This is a genomic window from Pseudomonas sp. H1_G08 (genome assembly GCF_054681355.1).
Window position 1 is genome coordinate 897,724 of the sequence record NZ_CP162822.1, and the last position, 17,989, is coordinate 915,712.

The following is a 17,989-nucleotide window of genomic DNA, read 5'->3' on the forward strand; positions in this document are numbered from 1 at the left end:
TCGCGCCGGGGGACGATGCCCGGCTATAATCGCCGCCTCTTTTCGCCGCCCGAGTCATTGCCGCCCATGTACACCCTGGCCCGTCAGCTGTTGTTCAAACTTTCCCCGGAAACCTCCCACGATCTGTCGCTGGATCTGATCGGCGCGGGTGGACGTTTGGGCCTCAACGGCTTGCTGTGCAAGGCACCGGCGAAAATGCCGGTGACCGTCATGGGGCTGGAGTTCCCGAACCCGGTAGGGCTGGCGGCAGGTCTGGACAAGAACGGCGCGGCCATCGACGGCTTTGCGCAACTGGGTTTCGGTTTTGTCGAGATCGGCACCGTGACCCCGCGTCCGCAGCCGGGCAACCCGAAACCACGCATCTTCCGCCTGCCGGAAGCCGAGGCGATCATCAATCGCATGGGCTTCAACAACCTCGGCGTGGATAACTTGCTGGCGCGGGTCGCTGCGGCGAAATACCAGGGCGTGCTGGGCATCAACATCGGCAAGAACTTCGACACCCCGGTCGAGCGCGCGGTCGACGATTACCTGATCTGCCTGGACAAGGTTTACGCCCACGCCAGCTACGTCACCGTCAACGTCAGCTCGCCAAACACCCCGGGCCTGCGCAGCCTGCAGTTCGGCGACTCGCTCAAACAATTGCTCGCGGACCTGGCCACGCGCCGCGCCGAACTGGCTCTGCGTCACGGCAAGCATGTGCCGCTGGCGATCAAGATCGCGCCGGACATGACCGACGAAGAAACTGCGCAGGTTGCCCAGGCGTTGATCGAAACCGGCATGGACGCGGTCATCGCCACCAATACGACTTTGAGCCGTGTCGGTGTTGAAGGCATGGAGCATGGCGACGAGGCGGGCGGTCTGTCGGGTGCGCCGGTGCGTGAAAAGAGCACCCATACCGTGAAGGTGCTGGCGGGCGAATTGGCCGGGCGTTTGCCGATCATTGCTGCGGGCGGGATTACCGAGGGCAAACACGCGGCGGAGAAAATTACTGCTGGCGCGAGCCTGGTGCAGATCTATTCGGGCTTCATCTACAAAGGCCCGGCGCTGATTCGTGAATCGGTAGACGCCATCGCCGCGTTGCGCTGAGGATTGCCGAGGCCTTGGGGAGCCTTTGTGGCGAGGGGATTTATCCCCGCTGGGCTGCCCAGCAGCCCCAAACCTTGCACATTGATATGCCAGTTAAATTGAAATTCCGACTTCGCGACTGCTGCGCAGCCGAGCGGGGATAAATCCCCTCGCCACGTGGCTCCCGGTTAACCCTTTTTGCAGGCATTAAAAAGGGCTCCTCGAAGGAGCCCCTGGGCCGTAGCCCGCCGTCCGGGAGGGACGTGCGTGGTTAATTCAATGCAAATTCAGATTGTCGTGTCGGAATAAATGCCCTGTGTCAGCCGACGGCGTGAAGTTCGTTGAGTCTGTGGATTCCCGCAGTGCCGGTCATACCGTCCCAGTTGTCGCCGCGTCCTTCTCGCCAGCCGTTGATCCAGGCTTGACGTACCGACGGTAGAGTAAATGGGCAAAGCTCACGGGATTTGCCACCAACGCCATATTGATATCCGCGCAAAAATGCTCTTTCCAACGGATCACGCTTAAGTCTTCTCATAGGGTGTTTCCCTCACTTGTTGACTGTAGTGTCGCGTTGACCTCAATTGAGGTCTGGCAGAAAAAACCTGCCATCGTGCGGCTCGCTGCCGGCGTGGCGAGCCAAGGTGTTGACGCCGTTGCGACGTCAACCTGTGTTCAGTTCTAACCAATGAGTCACACCGAGGGAATGATCGTTTTGTCATAAGCACGTAACGTAAAGGATGCTATGGCGATAAATAACCGCGTATTTATTCAACGTTCATTGCGCAAACCCCGGTATGATCGGCGCCCCGCTGGCTCAGGGGGTTAATCCTTTAGTGAGAATGACCCACGTTTGCGCTTGGGTAATATTCGACGAAGGGTCGCTTTCAGTCTTTTTGTTTCACCAACTTTTTTATCTGTCCCGGCATCTAAGCTCTTTTAACCCGAGCAGCGGGGATGGAACGGCACACCTTCGTGCCACGCGGGCGCTCTTTCAGAAAAGCGCCTGATTGAAAACCGGGTCGGCAATGCGTTGCCGGCCCACTAGCCAAAGGCTCTGGAATTACCATGTCCGATCGTTTCGAACTCTTCCTCACTTGCCCCAAAGGCCTTGAAGGCCTGCTCATCGAGGAAGCCGTCGGGCTTGGCCTTGAAGAAGCGCGCGAGCACACCTCCGCCGTGCGTGGCATGGCGACCATGGAAACTGCTTATCGCCTGTGCCTCTGGTCGCGTTTGGCCAACCGTGTGTTGCTGGTGCTCAAGCGTTTCCCGATGAAGGACGCCGAAGACCTCTACCACGGCGTGCTCGACATCGACTGGCAGGATCACATGCTCAGCGACGGCACCCTGGCCGTCGAATTCAGCGGCCACGGCTCGGGCATCGACAACACCCACTTCGGCGCGCTGAAAGTCAAAGATGCCATCGTCGACAAACTGCGCACGCCACAGGGTGATCGTCCATCCATCGACAAGCTCAACCCGGACCTGCGCATTCACCTGCGTCTGGATCGCGGCGAAGCGATTCTCTCCCTCGACCTGTCCGGCCACAGCCTGCACCAGCGTGGCTATCGCTTGCAGCAGGGCGCGGCGCCGCTGAAGGAAAACCTCGCGGCGGCAATCCTCATCCGTTCCGGCTGGCCGCGAATTGCCGCCGAAGGTGGCGCACTGGCTGACCCGATGTGCGGTGTCGGTACGTTTCTCGTCGAAGCGGGGATGATTGCCGCCGACATGGCGCCGAACCTGCGTCGCGAGCAGTGGGGCTTTACCGCGTGGCTCGGTCATGTGCCGGCACTGTGGAAAAAACTCCACGAAGAAGCCGTCGAGCGTGCTGACGCCGGTCTGGCCAAACCGCCGCTGTGGATTCGCGGTTACGAAGCCGATCCACGACTGATTCAGCCAGGCCGCAATAACGTTGAGCGCGCCGGCCTCAGCGAGTGGATCAAGATCTACCAGGGCGAAGTGGCGACCTTCGAGCCGCGCCCGGATCAGAACCAGAAAGGTCTGGTCATCTGCAACCCGCCGTACGGCGAGCGTCTCGGTGACGAAGCCAGCCTGCTGTATCTCTACCAGAACCTCGGCGAGCGTCTGCGTCAGGCCTGCCTGAACTGGGAAGCGGCGGTGTTCACCGGCGCCCCGGATCTGGGCAAGCGCATGGGCATTCGCAGCCATAAACAGTATTCGTTCTGGAACGGCGCGCTGCCGTGCAAGCTGCTGCTGATCAAGGTCCTGCCCGATCAGTTCGTCACTGGCGAACGCCGCACTCCGGAACAGCGTCAGGCCGAGCGCGAGCAAGCGGCTTACGATCAGACCCCGGACGAGCCGCAAGAGCGCAAGTTCAACAAGAACGGCAACCCGATCAAGCCGACGCCAGCCCCGGCGCCAGTGATCGAACAGCCGCGCCTGAGCGAAGGCGGGCAGATGTTTGCCAATCGCTTGCAGAAAAATCTCAAGGCGATGGGCAAGTGGGTCAAGCGCGAAGGCATAGATTGCTACCGCGTCTATGATGCCGACATGCCGGAATACGCGATGGCCATCGACCTGTACCACGACTGGGTGCACGTTCAGGAATACGCCGCGCCGAAATCCATCGACCCGGAAAAAGCCTCGGCGCGCATGTTCGACGCTTTGGCGGCAATCCCGCAGGCGTTGAATGTCGACAAGAACCGCGTGGTGGTCAAGCGCCGCGAGCGCCAGAGCGGCACCAAGCAGTACGAGCGTCAGGCTGCGCAGGGCAAGTTCGTCGAAGTCAATGAAGGTGGCGTGAAGCTGCTGGTCAACCTCACCGATTACCTCGATACCGGCCTGTTCCTCGACCACCGGCCGATGCGCATGCGCATTCAGAAAGAGGCGGCCGGCAAACGCTTCCTCAATCTGTTCTGCTACACCGCGACCGCCAGCGTGCACGCGGCCAAGGGCGGCGCGCGCAGCACCACCAGCGTCGACCTGTCGAAAACTTATCTGGACTGGGCGCGGCGTAACCTGTCGCTGAACGGCTTCTCGGACAAGAACCGTCTGGAGCAGGGTGATGTGATGGCGTGGCTGGAAAGCAGCCGCGACGAATACGACCTGATCTTCATCGACCCGCCGACGTTCTCCAACTCCAAGCGCATGGAAGGCATCTTCGACGTACAGCGCGATCAGGTGCAGTTGATCGACTTGGCGATGGCGCGGCTGGCACCGGGTGGCGTGCTGTATTTCTCCAACAACTTCCGCAAGTTCCAGTTGGAGGAAAACCTCGCCGAGCGTTATGCGGTCGAGGAAATCAGCGCGCAGACCATTGATCCGGATTTCGCCCGCAATACCAAGATCCACCGCGCCTGGAAAATCACGGCTCGTTGACGCTTTCACTGGTTGGATCCACAGAGCCTTGATTTTTAACGGCTCGGTGGATCCAGCGGTGCTGGCTAAATTAGTGGCTAATAGCTATAACTCACACACCGCCAATGGGGTTTTCCCGTGAATCTGGCGGAGTGAGTCGTGCTTATGCCGTTGCACCCCGTGCGCCCGAAAATCCTCGGTTTCATCAGTGAAGACGTCTCAGCCTGGCTGGTCGCTTTGCTGGTGTTGCTTGCCGGCGGGATTCTCACCGGGCTGCTCGCGTGGGGCACCTTCAACCAGTTTCAGCAACAATCGCGTCAGCGCTTTCAACTGCTGGCCAACGAACGCTACAGCCGTATCGCCGAACGTTTTCAGGACCAGGAGCAACGTCTCGATAGTCTGCGCCGGTTCTTCGCCAACTCCGAATCGGTGTCCCGCGCCGAATTCGACGGCTACTCCCGCCCTTTATTGCTGCGCACCCAAGCCTATACCTATGCCCCGAGAGTCAGTGGTGCCGAACGCGCCGCGTTCGAACAGCAGGTGCGTGACGAAGGCCTGAGCAACTTCACCATTCGCGAGCTCGACGCCAATGGCGAGCTGCAACTGGCGGCAGCGCGCGACGCATATGTGCCGGTGCTGTACACCCAGACCCAAAGCCGATTGGCGCCACCACTGGGTTATGACTTGCTCGCCCAACCCTTGCGCCGCGAAACCCTGCAACGCGCCGACCAGCTCGGCAGCATGGCGGTGTCGCAACCGATGCACCTGGTCGGGATTGAGCCGTCCTACGCGCGTGGGGTGTTGCTACTGGCGCCGGTCAGTCGCGCCGGAGAATCGCAGCCGTTCGGCTATGTGATGGCGGTGATCAGCATGCGCCAGTTGCTCGCCGATGGTTTGCCCGATGCCCTGCACGATTACCTGTCGGTGCGCATTCTCGACCTGTCGACCCAAGATCAGCACGAGGCGCTGTTCGAATCGAGCAACGAGGCGGTGCCCGGCGATCTGGCGGCGACGCGCTTGCTGCGCATGGCCGACCACGACTATCAGGTCGATATCCTTCCGAGCGAGGCGTTCATGCAGGCCAACCATTCGTCGGTGGGCAGCGTGATCATTCTTGGCGGCTTGCTCAGCGCATTGCTCAGCGCCTTGCTTTACGTGCTGGTCAGCCAGCGCCAGCGCGCGGTGCGGCTGGTCGAGGTGCGCACCCAGGAATTGCACGAGCGCGAGCAGGAACTGCGCGGCACCCACGGTCAGTTGCGCGGCGTGCTGAATGCCGCCACTCAGGTCGCGATCATTGCCACCGACCTGCGCGGCGTGATCAACACTTTCAATCCCGGTGCCGAGCAAATGCTCGGCTACAGCAGCGCCGAAGTGGTCGGGCGCATGACCCTGGAGAACCTGCATTTACCCAGGGAACTGGCGGCGCGTTCGGCCGAGTTGAGTGCGCGCTACGGCAAAAGCATCCCGACTTGCCACGCGATGCTGGTCGAGGGCGGCGAAGTCGGCGGCCATGAAGCACGCGAATGGACCATGGTGCGCAGCGATGGCAGTCATCTGCCGGTGAACATGCTCGCCACGCCGGTGCTTGACGAGCAAGGCCTGTGGGTCGGTCATCTGGCGATCTGCATCGACATCACCGAGCGCAAACGCGTGCACGAAGTGCTGGCAGCACGCGACACGTTGCTGAAGAAGCTCAGCGCCCATGTTCCGGGCGGCATTTACCAATTCAAAATGGAATTCGACGGACGCTTCAGCGTGATCTACGCCAGCGATGGCATCCGCGAAATCTACGAGCTGGAGCCGGATGTGCTGCTGCTCGACTCCGAGGCGATTTTCAGCCGCATTCACCCGCAGGACGCGATTCGCGTGCGCTCATCAATCCGCGAATCGGCGGAAAATCTCAGCCCGTGGCGCGAGGAATACCGCGTGCAACTGCCCGAGCGCGGCCTGCGCTGGGTGCGCGGCGAGGCGACGCCTGAAGAACTGCCGGGCGGCGGGGTGCTGTGGCACGGTTATATCTCGGATATCTCCGATCTCAAGCGCGTGGAAGAAGAATTGCGCGCGTTGTCGATCACCGATTCGCTGACCGGCATTCACAACCGTCGCTATTTCCAGGAACGCCTGACCACGGAGATGGCCCGGGTCGAGCGGGGCGGCGGCGAGTTGTCGGTAATCATGCTCGACATCGACCACTTCAAACGCATCAACGACCATTACGGCCACGCCGTCGGCGACCGTGTGCTGCAAGCAGTCTGCGAGCGAATTGGCCATCGTCTGCGTCGCACCGATGTGTTCTGCCGTTTGGGCGGCGAAGAGTTCATGGTGCTGTGCCCGGACATCGACGGCGAGCACGCGTACATGCTGGCGATGGAGTTGTGGGAAGGCCTGCGCAGCGCGCCGGTGGATGTGGTTGGCGTGGTCACCGCCAGTTTCGGCATCGCCAGCTGGCGGCCGGGGGAGGGCGCGGATGCGTTGTTGCTGCGCGCTGACTCAGGGGTTTACGCAGCGAAGCAGAATGGCCGGGATCGGGTTGAGCGGGAGATGAGCTGATTCGAACCTGACACCTGACCCTGTGGGGCAGAGGGGATCTGGCGCTGATTTTCTGTGGGAGCGAGCCTGCTCGCGAAAGCGGTGTGACAGTCACTGAACATGCTGACTGAACCGACGCCTTCGCGAGCAGGCTCGCTCCCTCAATTGCATCTGCTGCGCCTACAGCACCGAAGCGGTCTGCGGCAGCTTTGGCTGTTTGTACAGATCCAGCAGCACCTGATCGAGCACCGACGAGGCGCCGAACGGGGCCTTGTCGTTGAGGATCGCTACCACCGCCCAGGTATTGCCGTTCACGTCACGGCTGAAGCCAGCGATCGCGCGCACGGTGTTCAGGGTGCCGGTCTTGACGTGGGCTTCGCCGCGCATCGCCGTGGTTTTCAGGCGTTTGCGCATGGTGCCGTCGGTGCCGGCAATCGGCAGCGAGCTGATGTACTCGGCGGCGTACGGGCTGTGCCAGGCGGCTTGCAGCATGTTGGCCATCTCACGTGCACTGACCCGCTCGGCCCGCGACAGACCGGAGCCATTCTCCATCACCAGATGCGGCGCGGTGATGCCTTTCTTCGCCAGCCACTGACGTACCACGCGCTGCGCTGCCCGGGCGTCGTCACCGTCGGCATCGTTGCGGAAACGCTGGCCAAGGCTGAGGAACAGCTGCTGGGCCATGGTGTTGTTACTGTATTTGTTGATGTCGCGGATGATCTCGGCCAGATCCGGCGAGTACGCACGGGCAAGCAGTTTGGCGCTGCTCGGCGTCGGCGCCAGACGATCCTTGCCCTGAATGCTGCCACCCAGTTCCTTCCAGATCGCCCGCACGGCGCCGGCGGTGTAGGTCGCGTGGTCGAGCAGCGACAGATAAGTCTGCGAGCTGCAGCCTTCGCCCAACTGGCCGCCAACGGTCACGGTCACGCTGCCATCGGCCTGCGGCACCGGGTTGTAGCGCACGCCGCCGGTGCATTGCTTGGACGGCAGGGCTTTGACGGTGTTTTCGATGCGGATGTTCGCGATCGGCGGCTCCACGGAAATCAACACGCGGCCACCGTCATTGCGCGCAACAAAGCGCAGGGCCTTGAGGTTGACCAGCAGCGAGTCGGGCTTGACCAGGAACGGCTTGTTGTCGTCGTTGCCGTCATCGTTGAATTCCGGCAATTGCGGCTGCACGAAGAAGTTGCGGTCGAGGATCAGGTCGCCGGTAATCTGCGTGACGCCGTTGGCGCGCAGGTCGCGCATCAACAGCCAGAGTTTTTCCATGTTCAGCTTCGGGTCACCGCCGCCCTTGAGGTAGAGGTTGCCGTTGAGAATGCCGCCGCTCAGGGTGCCATCGGTGTAGAACTCGGTTTTCCACTGATGGTTGGGCCCGAGCATTTCCAGCGCCGCGTAGGTGGTGACCAGTTTCATCGTCGAGGCCGGATTGACCGAGACGTCGGCGTTGAACACCGTCGGCGTGCCCGGACCGTCGAGCGGCACCATCACCAGCGACAGCGCAGTGGGCTGCAGCTTGCTGGCCTTGAGGGCTTTTTCGACGTTCGGGGTGAGGGAAGTGTTGATGGTGGCAGCGGAGACAGGCAGGGCCAGAGGCAGAAGAAGGCCGGCGAGAAACAGTGGACGCAACGATTTGATCATATGCAATAAAACCCTGCAAAAGAGGGGAAAAAAGACGAGGACATGGATGAAAAGGCCCTCAGTGGTCATGAAAGTGTCGGCATTATGCCCCAAGCTGTAACAGCTTGTGCCGTGTCGGGGCCGGCCAAGTGGTTATTTTTTTACAGGCGGTCGGCCGCAGCGACCAGAGAGTCGGGCAATCGCCGGCTTAAACTGGTAAAGTGCCGGCCGTTATTACTTAAGAGGATTGTTCCAATGGCGACTAACCGTTCCCAGCGTCTGCGCAAAAAACTGTGCGTAGATGAATTTCAAGAGCTGGGTTTCGAACTGAACCTGGACTTCAAAGAAGACTTGTCCGAAGAAGCCATTGACGCTTTCCTCGAAGCATTCATCAAAGAAGCCATGGCAGCCAACGGTCTGGGTTATGTTGGCGGCGACGACTTCGGTCTGGTGTGCCTGCAGAAGCGTGGCTCGGTCAACGAAGAGCAGCGCGCTGCCGTTGAAGCCTGGCTGAAAAACCGCTCCGAGCTGACCAAGTACGAAGTCAGCCCGCTGCTGGATGTGTGGTATCCGGAAAAGCCGATCAACGCGGCCAAGTGATACTGAAAAAAACGGCGACCTGAGGGTCGCCGTTTTTTTTCGTCTGGTGTTTAGGTGATACGGCTTGGATTTGATGGTGGACTCGCCCCTCACCCCAGCCCTCTCCCGAGGGAGAGGGAGCCGATCTGTGGGCTTTTCGGGATGTGAGTTCGACTTGATATCCCTCGTCGGCGTATATCTTCCGAGCACCTTGGTCAGTCCCCTCTCCCTTTGGGAGAGGGTTAGGGTGAGGGGCTTTTGATCTTAAGCTCTGCGCCAATTCAAAATCACCAGCGTCAAAACCCCCGCCACAATCCCCCAAAACGCCGAACCAATGGAATACAGCGTCAGCCCGGACGCCGTGACCATGAAGGTGATCAACGCCGCTTCCCGTTCCTTCACCTCGCTCATGGCAATGCTCAAGCCATTGATGATCGAGCCGAACAGCGCCAGCGCCGCAATCGACAGCACCAGTTCTTTCGGCAACGCGGCAAACAACGCTGCCAACGTGGCGCCGAACACCCCGGCAATCCCGTAGAACACCCCGCACCACACCGCTGCGGTGTAGCGCTTGTTGCGATCTTCATGGGCATGCGGGCCGGTGCAGATCGCCGCGCTGATGGCCGCGAGGTTGATGCCGTGGGAGCCGAACGGCGCCAGCAACAGCGAGGCGATGCCGGTGGTGGTGATCAGTGGCGAGGCCGGGACGTTATAGCCATCGGCGCGCAGCACGGCGATGCCGGGCATGTTCTGCGAGGTCATCGCCACCACGAACAGCGGAATGCCGATGCTGATGGTTGCGGCCAGGGAGAAGTGCGGCGTGGTCCAGACCGGGGTGGCCACTTCCAGATGAAAACCGTTGAAATCCAGCAGCCCCATGAAGCCCGACAGCGCGGTGCCGATCAGCAGCGCCGCGAGCACCGCATAGCGCGGCGACAGGCGCTTGACCAGCAGATAAGTGAAGAACATCCCCAACACCAGACCGGTACGGTGTTGCGCGGCGACGAAGATTTCGCTGCCGATCTTGAACAGAATCCCTGCCAGCAAGGCCGCCGCCAAAGAGGCCGGGATCTTTTTTACCAGCCGTTCGAAGCTGCCGGTCAGGCCGCAGATCGTCACCAGCACCGCGCACGTGATGTAGGCGCCGATCGCCTCGCCGTAACTGACGCCGCCCAGGCTGGTGATCAGCAACGCCGCGCCGGGGGTCGACCAGGCGATGGTGATCGGTGTGCGATAGCGCAGCGACAGACCGATCGAACATACGGCCATGCCAATCGAAATCGCCCAGATCCACGAAGAAATCTGCCCGCTGCTCAGGCCGGCCGCTTGCCCGGCCTGGAACATCAGCACCAGCGAACTGGTGTAGCCGGTCATCATCGCGATGAAACCGGCGACGATGGCGGAAGGCGAGGTGTCGGCAAGAGGGCGCAGGCGGGCGTGGGTAGCGTCGGTCATGACGGCGGTGTTCCTTATACCAATGGAGATGTCCGCCACAACACAGAACCTCTGTGGGAGCGAGCCTGCTCGCGAAAGCGCTATGTCAGTCAACATTCATAGTGAATGTGAAATGGCTTTCGCGAGCAGGCTCGCTCCCACGGGGGATTGCGGTCATGCAGCGGATTCTGCGATCAAGCCTAAACTCAAACCTGACAAACCGTTGCAATACAGCCGCAGGCGCAAACAGCCGTACAGTCGTGTTGCCACCATTCATTGTGTACAATCGCGCTGTTTTTTACGCGATACTTGCCAGCGACCTACTGTGCCGTATTACAGTCACGGTCTATTCGCCGCAGCTTTCCCGACTCGAGTGCCCATGAACGAACAGTTGCAACCCCTCAAGAAACAACCGCGAGCAGGCAAAGCCGGCCGCAGCGGAACCCAGGACGATATTGTCTACGCGCATATCTTCGAGGCCATCCTCGAACAGCGTCTGGCGCCCGGCACCAAATTGAGCGAAGAAGCGCTGGGGGAAATCTTCGGGGTCAGCCGCACCATCATTCGCCGCGCGCTGTCGCGTCTGGCCCATGAAGGAGTGGTGCTGTTGCGGCCGAACCGTGGCGCCGTGGTCGCCAGCCCGAGTGTTGAGGAAGCGCGTCAGGTGTTTCTCGCCCGGCGTCTGGTCGAGCGGGCGATCACTGAATTGGCGGTGCAACATGCCACTGCCGAGCAGATCGCCGAGCTGCGGCAGATGGTCAACGATGAGCGCGACAGTTTCTCGCGCGGCGATCGCGGTGCCGGTATTCGGCTGTCGGGCGAATTCCACCTGAAGCTGGCGGAGGCGGCGATGAACGCGCCGTTGATCAGCTTCCAGCGCAGCCTGGTGTCGCAGACTTCATTGATCATCGCCCAGTACGAAAGCGGCAACCGCTCGCATTGCTCGTACGATGAACACACGCAGTTGATCGACGCGATCGAGAAACGCGACGGTGAGCTGGCGGTGAACCTGATGATGCATCACATGGACCACATCGACAGCAAGCTCAACCTCGACGAGGAAGGCGCGTCGGATGATCTGCATGCGGTGTTCTCGCATTTGTTGCAGACCAAGAAGCCAGGGCGTCCAGCGGCCAAGCTCTGATCTGAAACCGAGTCGCGGCTTTCGCGAGCAGGCTCGCTCCCACAGGGGAATGCATCTCAAAGGTGGGAGCGAGCCTGCTCGCGAAGACAATCTGACCGGCAACAAAAATCCCCCGGGGTAAACACCACCGGGGAATGATCAGTGCGAAGAGGCTTAGCGCTGATGCACCAGCGCCCCCGCCGCATACGTCTGCGCCACCGTTCGGTCATCCCCCAGCGTCATCAGTACAAACAAGGTTTCGGCAATGTTATTGGACTGCTTCAAGCGGTAGCTGAGCAGCGGCGTGGCGTTGTAATCCAGTACCAGAAAGTCGGCATCGGAGCCCGGTTGCAGGTTGCCGATCCTGTCTTCCAGGCGCAGCGCCCGCGCGCCACCCAGCGTCGCCAGGTACAGCGACTTGAACGGGCTCAACCGCGCGCCTTGCAGCTGCATCACCTTGTAGGCTTCGTTGAGGGTTTGCAGCAGGGAGAAACTGGTGCCGCCGCCGACGTCGGTGCCGAGGCCGACATTGAGCTTGTGCTTCTCGGCCATCGGCAAATTGAACAGGCCGCTGCCGAGGAACAGGTTCGAGGTCGGGCAGAACGAGATCGCCGAGCCGGTTTCTGCCAGTCGCGCGCATTCTTCGTCACACAAGTGCACGCCGTGGGCAAACACCGAGCGTTCGCCGAGCAACTGGTAGTGATCGTAGACGTCGAGGTAGCCCTTGCGCTCCGGAAACAGCTCTTTGACCCACTCGATTTCCTTGAGGTTTTCGCTGATGTGGGTCTGCATGTACAGATCCGGATATTCCGTGAGCAGTTGCCCGGCGAGGGTCAGTTGTTCCGGGGTGCTGGTGGGGGCGAAGCGCGGCGTCACCGCATAGTGCAAACGGCCCTTGCCGTGCCAGCGCTCGATCAGCGCCTTGCTGTCGACGTAGCTGGATTCAGCGGTATCGACCAGATAATCCGGGGCATTGCGGTCCATCATCACCTTGCCGGCGATCATGCGCAGGTCGAGCTTCTCGGCCGCCTCGAAAAACGAATTCACCGATTGCGGATGCACGCTGCCGAACACCAGCGCCGTGGTGGTGCCGTTGCGCAGCAGTTCCTTGATGAAAATATCGGCCACTTCGTCGGCGTGAGCCTTGTCGCCAAACTGGCTTTCGCAGGGAAAGGTGTAGGTGTTCAGCCAGTCGAGCAGTTGCTCGCCGTAGGAGCCGACCATGCCGGTCTGCGGCAGGTGAATGTGTGTGTCGATAAAGCCCGGGGTGATCAGCGCATCCTGATAATGGTTGATCTCGATATCCGCCGGCAGGGTTGGCAGCAGTTCGCTGGCGTGGCCGAGGGCGCTGATCTTGCCGTCGTCGATCACCAGCAGGCCATCCTCGAAATATTCATACGAGGCTTCGATGCCGACTTCGGCAGGGTCGGCGATGCTGTGCAGGATGGCGGCGCGGTAGGCTTTGCGAGTCAGAGGCATGAGGGTTCTCTAATCAGTTTGAGGCTTTGAGTTTGGCGGCCTGACTGCGGCGCGAGGCGGGCAGCAGTCGGGCAATCGGTTCGGCGCGGGTGCTGTGCTGGCCGAAATTGGCGTTGTAAGTGGCGATGATTTCGCCGGCGATGGAGATGGCGATTTCCACAGGCAGTTTGCCTTTGACTTCGCCGATGCCCATCGGGCAGCGCATGCGCTGCACCACGCTCGGGTCGAAACCACGATCACGCAGACGGTGTTCGAATTTGGCGCGTTTGGTTTTCGAGCCGATCAGGCCGAACCAAGTGAAATCGTTACGCTTGAGAATCGCCGCGGTCAGCTCCAGATCGAGCTGATGGTTGTGGGTCATGACGATGCAGTAGCTGCCGGCAGGCAGATCATCGACTTCGTCCACCGGCTCTTCGCTGACGATTTTACGCACGCCGTGGGGAATGTGTTCGGGGAACTCCGCCTCGCGCGAATCGATCCAGCGCACCCGGCAGGGCAGGCTGGCCAGCAGCGGCACGAGGGCGCGACCGACATGGCCGGCACCGAACACGGCAATCTGCGCCTGCACCTGGCCCATCGGTTCGAACAGCAACACCGTAGCGCCACCGCAGCACTGGCCGAGACTGGCGCCGAGGCTGAAGCGCTCCAAATGGGTGTCCTGCTTACCGCTGGCGAGCATCTCGCGGGCGATCTGCATGGCTTTGAATTCCAGATGCCCGCCACCAATGGTGTCGAACAGGCGGTCGGCACTGACGACCATTTTCGAGCCGGCGTTGCGTGGCGTCGAACCGAGTTCTTCGATGATCGTCACCAGCACACAGGGCTCGCCCTGATTCTGCAGGTCGGCGAGGGCGTCGATCCAGTTGTACATGTTCACCTCGACATCTTCGTTGTCTGTGCCGGCCTCTTCGCGAGCAGGCTCGCTCCCACATTTGGAATGCATTGCCAATGTGGGAGCGAGCCTGCTCGCGAATGGCCGCGCCTCGGTCCTAGAGCGGAGCCAGCTCGGTTTCAGCTTCGACAGCCTTCACCGCTTTGAGCTGACGCATCTGCTCGCAACCCCACAACACCCGCTCCGGCGTGGCTGGCGCGTCGATTTTCGGCTGATGCTGATAATCACCGAGGCTCGCCACCGCGTCCTTGATCGCGCACCAGGCGGCGATGCCGAGCATGAACGGCGGTTCACCGACAGCTTTGGAATGGAACACCGTGTCTTCCGGGTTCTTGCGGTTTTCCACCAGCTTCACTCGCAGATCCAGCGGCATGTCCGCCACCGCCGGGATCTTGTAGCTGGCCGGGCCGTTGGTCATCAGCTTGCCTTTGTTGTTCCAGACCAGCTCTTCCATGGTCAGCCAGCCCATACCTTGCACGAAACCACCCTCGACCTGACCGATGTCGATCGACGGGTTCAGCGAGGCGCCGACGTCATGCAGGATGTCGGTGCGCAGCATCTTGTACTCGCCGGTCAGGGTGTCGACGATCACTTCGCAGCAGGCTGCGCCAAAGGCGAAGTAATAGAACGGACGGCCCCGCGCCTGACTGCGGTCGTAGTAGATTTTCGGGGTCTTGTAGAAGCCAGTGCTCGACAGCGAAACCTGATTGAAATACGCCTGCTGGATCAGCGCTTCGAACGTCAGGATCTGCTCGCGCACCCGCACGTGGCCGTTGCGGAATTCGACGTCTTCTTCGCTGATCTTGTAGTGCCGCGCGGCGAATTCGACCAGGCGTTGCTTGATGGTCTGTGCTGCGTTCTGCGCGGCTTTGCCGTTCAGGTCGGCGCCGCTGGAAGCAGCGGTCGGCGAGGTGTTGGGCACTTTGTCGGTGTTGGTCGCGGTGATCTGTACACGATCGATTTCGACCTGAAAAACTTCCGCCACGACCTGAGCGACTTTGGTATTCAGGCCCTGACCCATTTCCGTACCACCGTGGTTCAGGTGGATGCTGCCGTCGGTGTAGATGTGGATCAGCGCACCGGCCTGGTTCAAGAAGCTCGCGGTGAAGGAAATGCCGAATTTCACCGGAGTCAGCGCCAGGCCTTTTTTCAGGATCGGGCTGTTGGCGTTGTAGCGACGGATCGCTTCGCGGCGCTCGGCGTACTGGCTGCTTTCTTCCAGTTCGGCGGTCATCTCTTCGAGCATGTTGTGCTCGACGGTCTGGTAGTAGTGGGTGACGTTGCGCTCGGTCTTGCCGTAGTAGTTGGCCTTGCGCACCGCCAGCGGGTCGAGCTTCAGGTGCCGGGCAATCGCGTCCATCACTTCCTCGATGGCGACCATGCCTTGCGGGCCACCGAAACCACGATAAGCGGTGTTCGAGGCGGTGTTGGTCTTGCAACGGTGACCGTTGATGGTGGCATCGCCGAGATAGTAGGAGTTGTCCGAGTGGAACATCGCCCGGTCAACGATCGAGGCGGACAGGTCCGGCGAGCAGCCGCAGTTGCCGGCCAGCTCCATGTTGATCCCGTGCAGACGGCCGTTGCTGTCGAAGCCGACGTCGTATTCAACGTAGAACGGGTGGCGCTTGCCGGTCATCAGCATGTCTTCGACGCGCGGCAGGCGCATCTTGGTCGGTTGGCCGGTGAGGTGCGCGACCACCGCGCACAGGCACGCCGGGCTCGCAGCCTGGGTTTCCTTGCCACCGAAACCACCGCCCATGCGGCGCATGTCGACGACGATTTTGTTCATCGACACGTCGAGCACTTCGGCGACCAGTTTCTGCACTTCGGTCGGGTTCTGCGTCGAGCAGTAGACGATCATGCCGCCGTCTTCAGTGGGCATCACCGAGGAGATTTGTGTCTCCAGATAGAAGTGCTCCTGGCCGCCGATGTGCAGCGTGCCCTGAATGCGGTGTTCAGCCGTGGCCAGTGCAGAGGCCGAGTCGCCGCGCTGGTGGGTGTGGCTGTCGAGCACGAAATGGCGCTTGCGCAGGGCTTCGACGACGTCGAGCACCGGTTCCAGATCCTCGTATTCGATGATCGCCGCCATCGCCGCCTTGCGCGCGGTTTCCAGATCTTTCGCCGCTACCGCCAGCACTGGCTGGCCGACGAACTGCACGTCATCGATGGCCAGCAGTGGGTCGCCCGGCATCAGCGGGCCGATGTCTTTCAGACCTGGCACGTCTTCGTGGGTAATGACAATGCGCACGCCTTCGAAGGCGTAGCACGGCGACGTGTCGATGCTGAGGATTTTCGCGTGGGCGCGGTCCGACAGGCGCGCATACAGATGCAACTGGTTGGGGAATTCCAGGCGATCGTCGATGTACTGCGCTTCACCGGACACATGCTTGGCGGCGCTGTCGTGCTTGACGCTGCGACCGACACCGGTGGTCAGATCCTTGGCGAACAATTCGGCCAATTCAGCCTGGGTCTTCTCTACGGCGTGATGATTAGACATAAGCGGTCACCCGAGTCTCGATGTGCGGTGTTTGCAGTTCGATGAAGTATTTGCGCAGCAGGTTCTGCGCGCTGAGCAGGCGATATTCCTTGCTGGCGCGGAAGTCCGAGAGCGGCGTGAAGTCTTCGGCCAGCGCGGCGCAGGCGCGTTCGATCACGGCGTTGTTGAACGGCGCGCCTTGCAGCACGGCTTCGCAGTGCGCAGCGCGTTTCGGAATCGCCGCCATGCCGCCGAAGGCCACCCGGGCGTCGCTGATCACGCCGTTTTCCACACGCAGATTGAACGCAGCACAGACGGCGGAGATGTCGTCGTCCAGACGCTTCGACACTTTATAGGCGCGGAACAGCTGCTCGGCGCTGGCGCGCGGGACGATGATTTTTTCGATGAACTCGCTTTCCTGCCGCGCCGTGACGCGATAGTCGATGAAGTAATCTTCCAGGTTCAAGGTGCGGCGGGTTTCGCCTTTGCACAGCACGATCTGCGCGCCGAGGGCGATCAGCAGCGGTGGCGAGTCACCGATCGGCGATGCGTTGCCGATGTTGCCGCCGAGGGTGCCTTGATTGCGGATCTGCAACGAGGCGAAGCGGTGCAGCAATTCGCCGAAGTCCGGGTACTCGGCATTCAACGCCTCGTAGCAGTCGGAAAGGGCGGTAGCGGCGCCGATTTCGATGCGGTCATCGAAGGTTTCGATGCGCTTCATTTCGGCGACGTTGCCGACGTAGATCATCACCGGCAGGGTGCGGTGGAACTGGGTGACTTCCAGCGCCAGATCGGTGCCGCCGGCGAGCAGCCGCGCTTGCGGATAAGCGTCGTAGAGGTCGGCCAGGTCAGCGACGGTCAGCGGCACCAGGCAGCGTTTGTCACCGCTGTTGAGTTCACCGATATCGGTCGGTGCGATGGCCTTGAGGCGGGCAATGGTTTCGGCTTCGCGGGCGTCGAACTGATCCGCTGGTTTGCCGCAGCAGGATTGTTCGGCAGCGGCGAGAATAGGCCGGTAGCCGGTGCAGCGGCAGAGGTTTCCGGCCAGCGCTTCGTGGGCCTTGGCCTGATCCGGCGCATCGCTGTTCTTTTGCAGGGCGAACAACGACATGACGAAACCGGGAGTGCAGAAGCCGCACTGCGAACCGTGGCACTCGACCATGGCTTTCTGCACGCTGTGCAGTTCGCCCTTGTGCTTGAGGTCTTCAACGCTGATCAGTTGTTTGCCGTGCAACGACGAAACGAAGGTCAGGCACGAGTTGAGGCTGCGATAGCGAATATGCTCACGCCCGCTGTCATCGGTCTGCAACTCGCCAACCACCACGGTGCAGGCTCCGCAGTCACCGCTGGCGCAACCTTCTTTGGTGCCGGGCTTGCCCACATGTTCACGCAGGTAATTGAGCACAGTCAGATTCGGGTCCAGGGCGTGCTCGCTACGGAGTTCCTGGTTAAGTAAAAACTGGATCACGGAAGGCCT

General features: G+C 61.1%; 12 protein-coding genes. 5 read left to right on the forward strand and 7 right to left on the reverse strand.

What is annotated here, in order from left to right; all coding sequences use genetic code 11:
- Positions 1-66 precede the first annotated feature (66 nt).
- Positions 67-1,086 (forward strand): quinone-dependent dihydroorotate dehydrogenase, encoded by a 1,020-nt coding sequence (locus AB4N85_RS04155; protein ID WP_071171588.1) that lies wholly within the window; start codon positions 67-69, stop codon positions 1,084-1,086.
- A 298-nt stretch (positions 1,087-1,384) separates the two neighbouring features.
- Here the strand turns inward: AB4N85_RS04155 and rmf are convergent, their stop codons facing one another.
- A complete protein-coding gene (gene rmf / locus AB4N85_RS04160) occupies positions 1,385-1,600 on the reverse strand; it encodes a ribosome modulation factor (RefSeq protein ID WP_003223300.1) in 216 nt (71 codons plus the stop codon).
- Between the two features lie 530 nt (positions 1,601-2,130).
- Between rmf and rlmKL the strand changes: the two genes are divergently transcribed.
- Positions 2,131-4,401: a bifunctional 23S rRNA (guanine(2069)-N(7))-methyltransferase RlmK/23S rRNA (guanine(2445)-N(2))-methyltransferase RlmL gene (rlmKL, locus tag AB4N85_RS04165; RefSeq protein ID WP_460067113.1), complete on the forward strand. Its 2,271-nt coding sequence runs from the start codon at positions 2,131-2,133 to the stop codon at positions 4,399-4,401.
- 144 nt (positions 4,402-4,545) lie between these two features.
- Complete coding sequence (locus AB4N85_RS04170) at positions 4,546-6,930, forward strand: sensor domain-containing diguanylate cyclase (protein ID WP_252869081.1); 2,385 nt, start codon at positions 4,546-4,548, stop codon at positions 6,928-6,930.
- A gap of 159 nt (positions 6,931-7,089) precedes the next feature.
- Here AB4N85_RS04170 and dacB read toward each other — a convergent pair whose 3' ends face one another.
- Entirely contained in the window at positions 7,090-8,550 is a 1,461-nt protein-coding gene (gene dacB / locus AB4N85_RS04175) for a D-alanyl-D-alanine carboxypeptidase/D-alanyl-D-alanine endopeptidase (RefSeq protein WP_041479117.1), read from the reverse strand.
- A 234-nt stretch (positions 8,551-8,784) separates the two neighbouring features.
- Between dacB and AB4N85_RS04180 the strand changes: the two genes are divergently transcribed.
- Complete coding sequence (locus tag AB4N85_RS04180; RefSeq protein WP_056784184.1) at positions 8,785-9,129, forward strand: YggL family protein; 345 nt, start codon at positions 8,785-8,787, stop codon at positions 9,127-9,129.
- Between the two features lie 243 nt (positions 9,130-9,372).
- Here the strand turns inward: AB4N85_RS04180 and AB4N85_RS04185 are convergent, their stop codons facing one another.
- Positions 9,373-10,563 (reverse strand): benzoate/H(+) symporter BenE family transporter, encoded by a 1,191-nt coding sequence (locus tag AB4N85_RS04185; protein ID WP_252869082.1) that lies wholly within the window; start codon positions 10,561-10,563, stop codon positions 9,373-9,375.
- A gap of 358 nt (positions 10,564-10,921) precedes the next feature.
- Between AB4N85_RS04185 and AB4N85_RS04190 the strand changes: the two genes are divergently transcribed.
- Complete coding sequence (locus AB4N85_RS04190; RefSeq protein ID WP_007918375.1) at positions 10,922-11,686, forward strand: GntR family transcriptional regulator; 765 nt, start codon at positions 10,922-10,924, stop codon at positions 11,684-11,686.
- Positions 11,687-11,839: 153 nt separating this feature from the next.
- On the opposite strand, the gene guaD is transcribed toward AB4N85_RS04190, so the two are convergent.
- The 4 genes from guaD to xdhA all read right to left on the reverse strand — a co-directional run bounded on the left by guaD (position 11,840) and on the right by xdhA (position 17,980).
- Positions 11,840-13,144 carry a guanine deaminase gene (gene guaD, locus AB4N85_RS04195; RefSeq protein WP_236169149.1) on the reverse strand — a complete coding sequence of 435 codons (1,305 nt, stop codon included), beginning with the start codon at positions 13,142-13,144 and terminating at the stop codon, positions 11,840-11,842.
- 13 nt (positions 13,145-13,157) lie between these two features.
- Positions 13,158-14,015 (reverse strand): xanthine dehydrogenase accessory protein XdhC, encoded by an 858-nt coding sequence (xdhC, locus tag AB4N85_RS04200; RefSeq protein WP_252869083.1) that lies wholly within the window; start codon positions 14,013-14,015, stop codon positions 13,158-13,160.
- A gap of 118 nt (positions 14,016-14,133) precedes the next feature.
- The gene (gene xdhB, locus AB4N85_RS04205) at positions 14,134-16,533 is read right to left on the reverse strand and encodes a xanthine dehydrogenase molybdopterin binding subunit (protein ID WP_252869084.1); all 2,400 of its coding nucleotides are present in this window, start codon (positions 16,531-16,533) and stop codon (positions 14,134-14,136) included.
- A complete protein-coding gene (gene xdhA, locus AB4N85_RS04210) occupies positions 16,526-17,980 on the reverse strand; it encodes a xanthine dehydrogenase small subunit (protein WP_122692164.1) in 1,455 nt (484 codons plus the stop codon). Before xdhA ends, xdhB begins: the two co-directional genes overlap by 8 nt.
- Between the last annotated feature and the right edge of the window lie 9 nt (positions 17,981-17,989).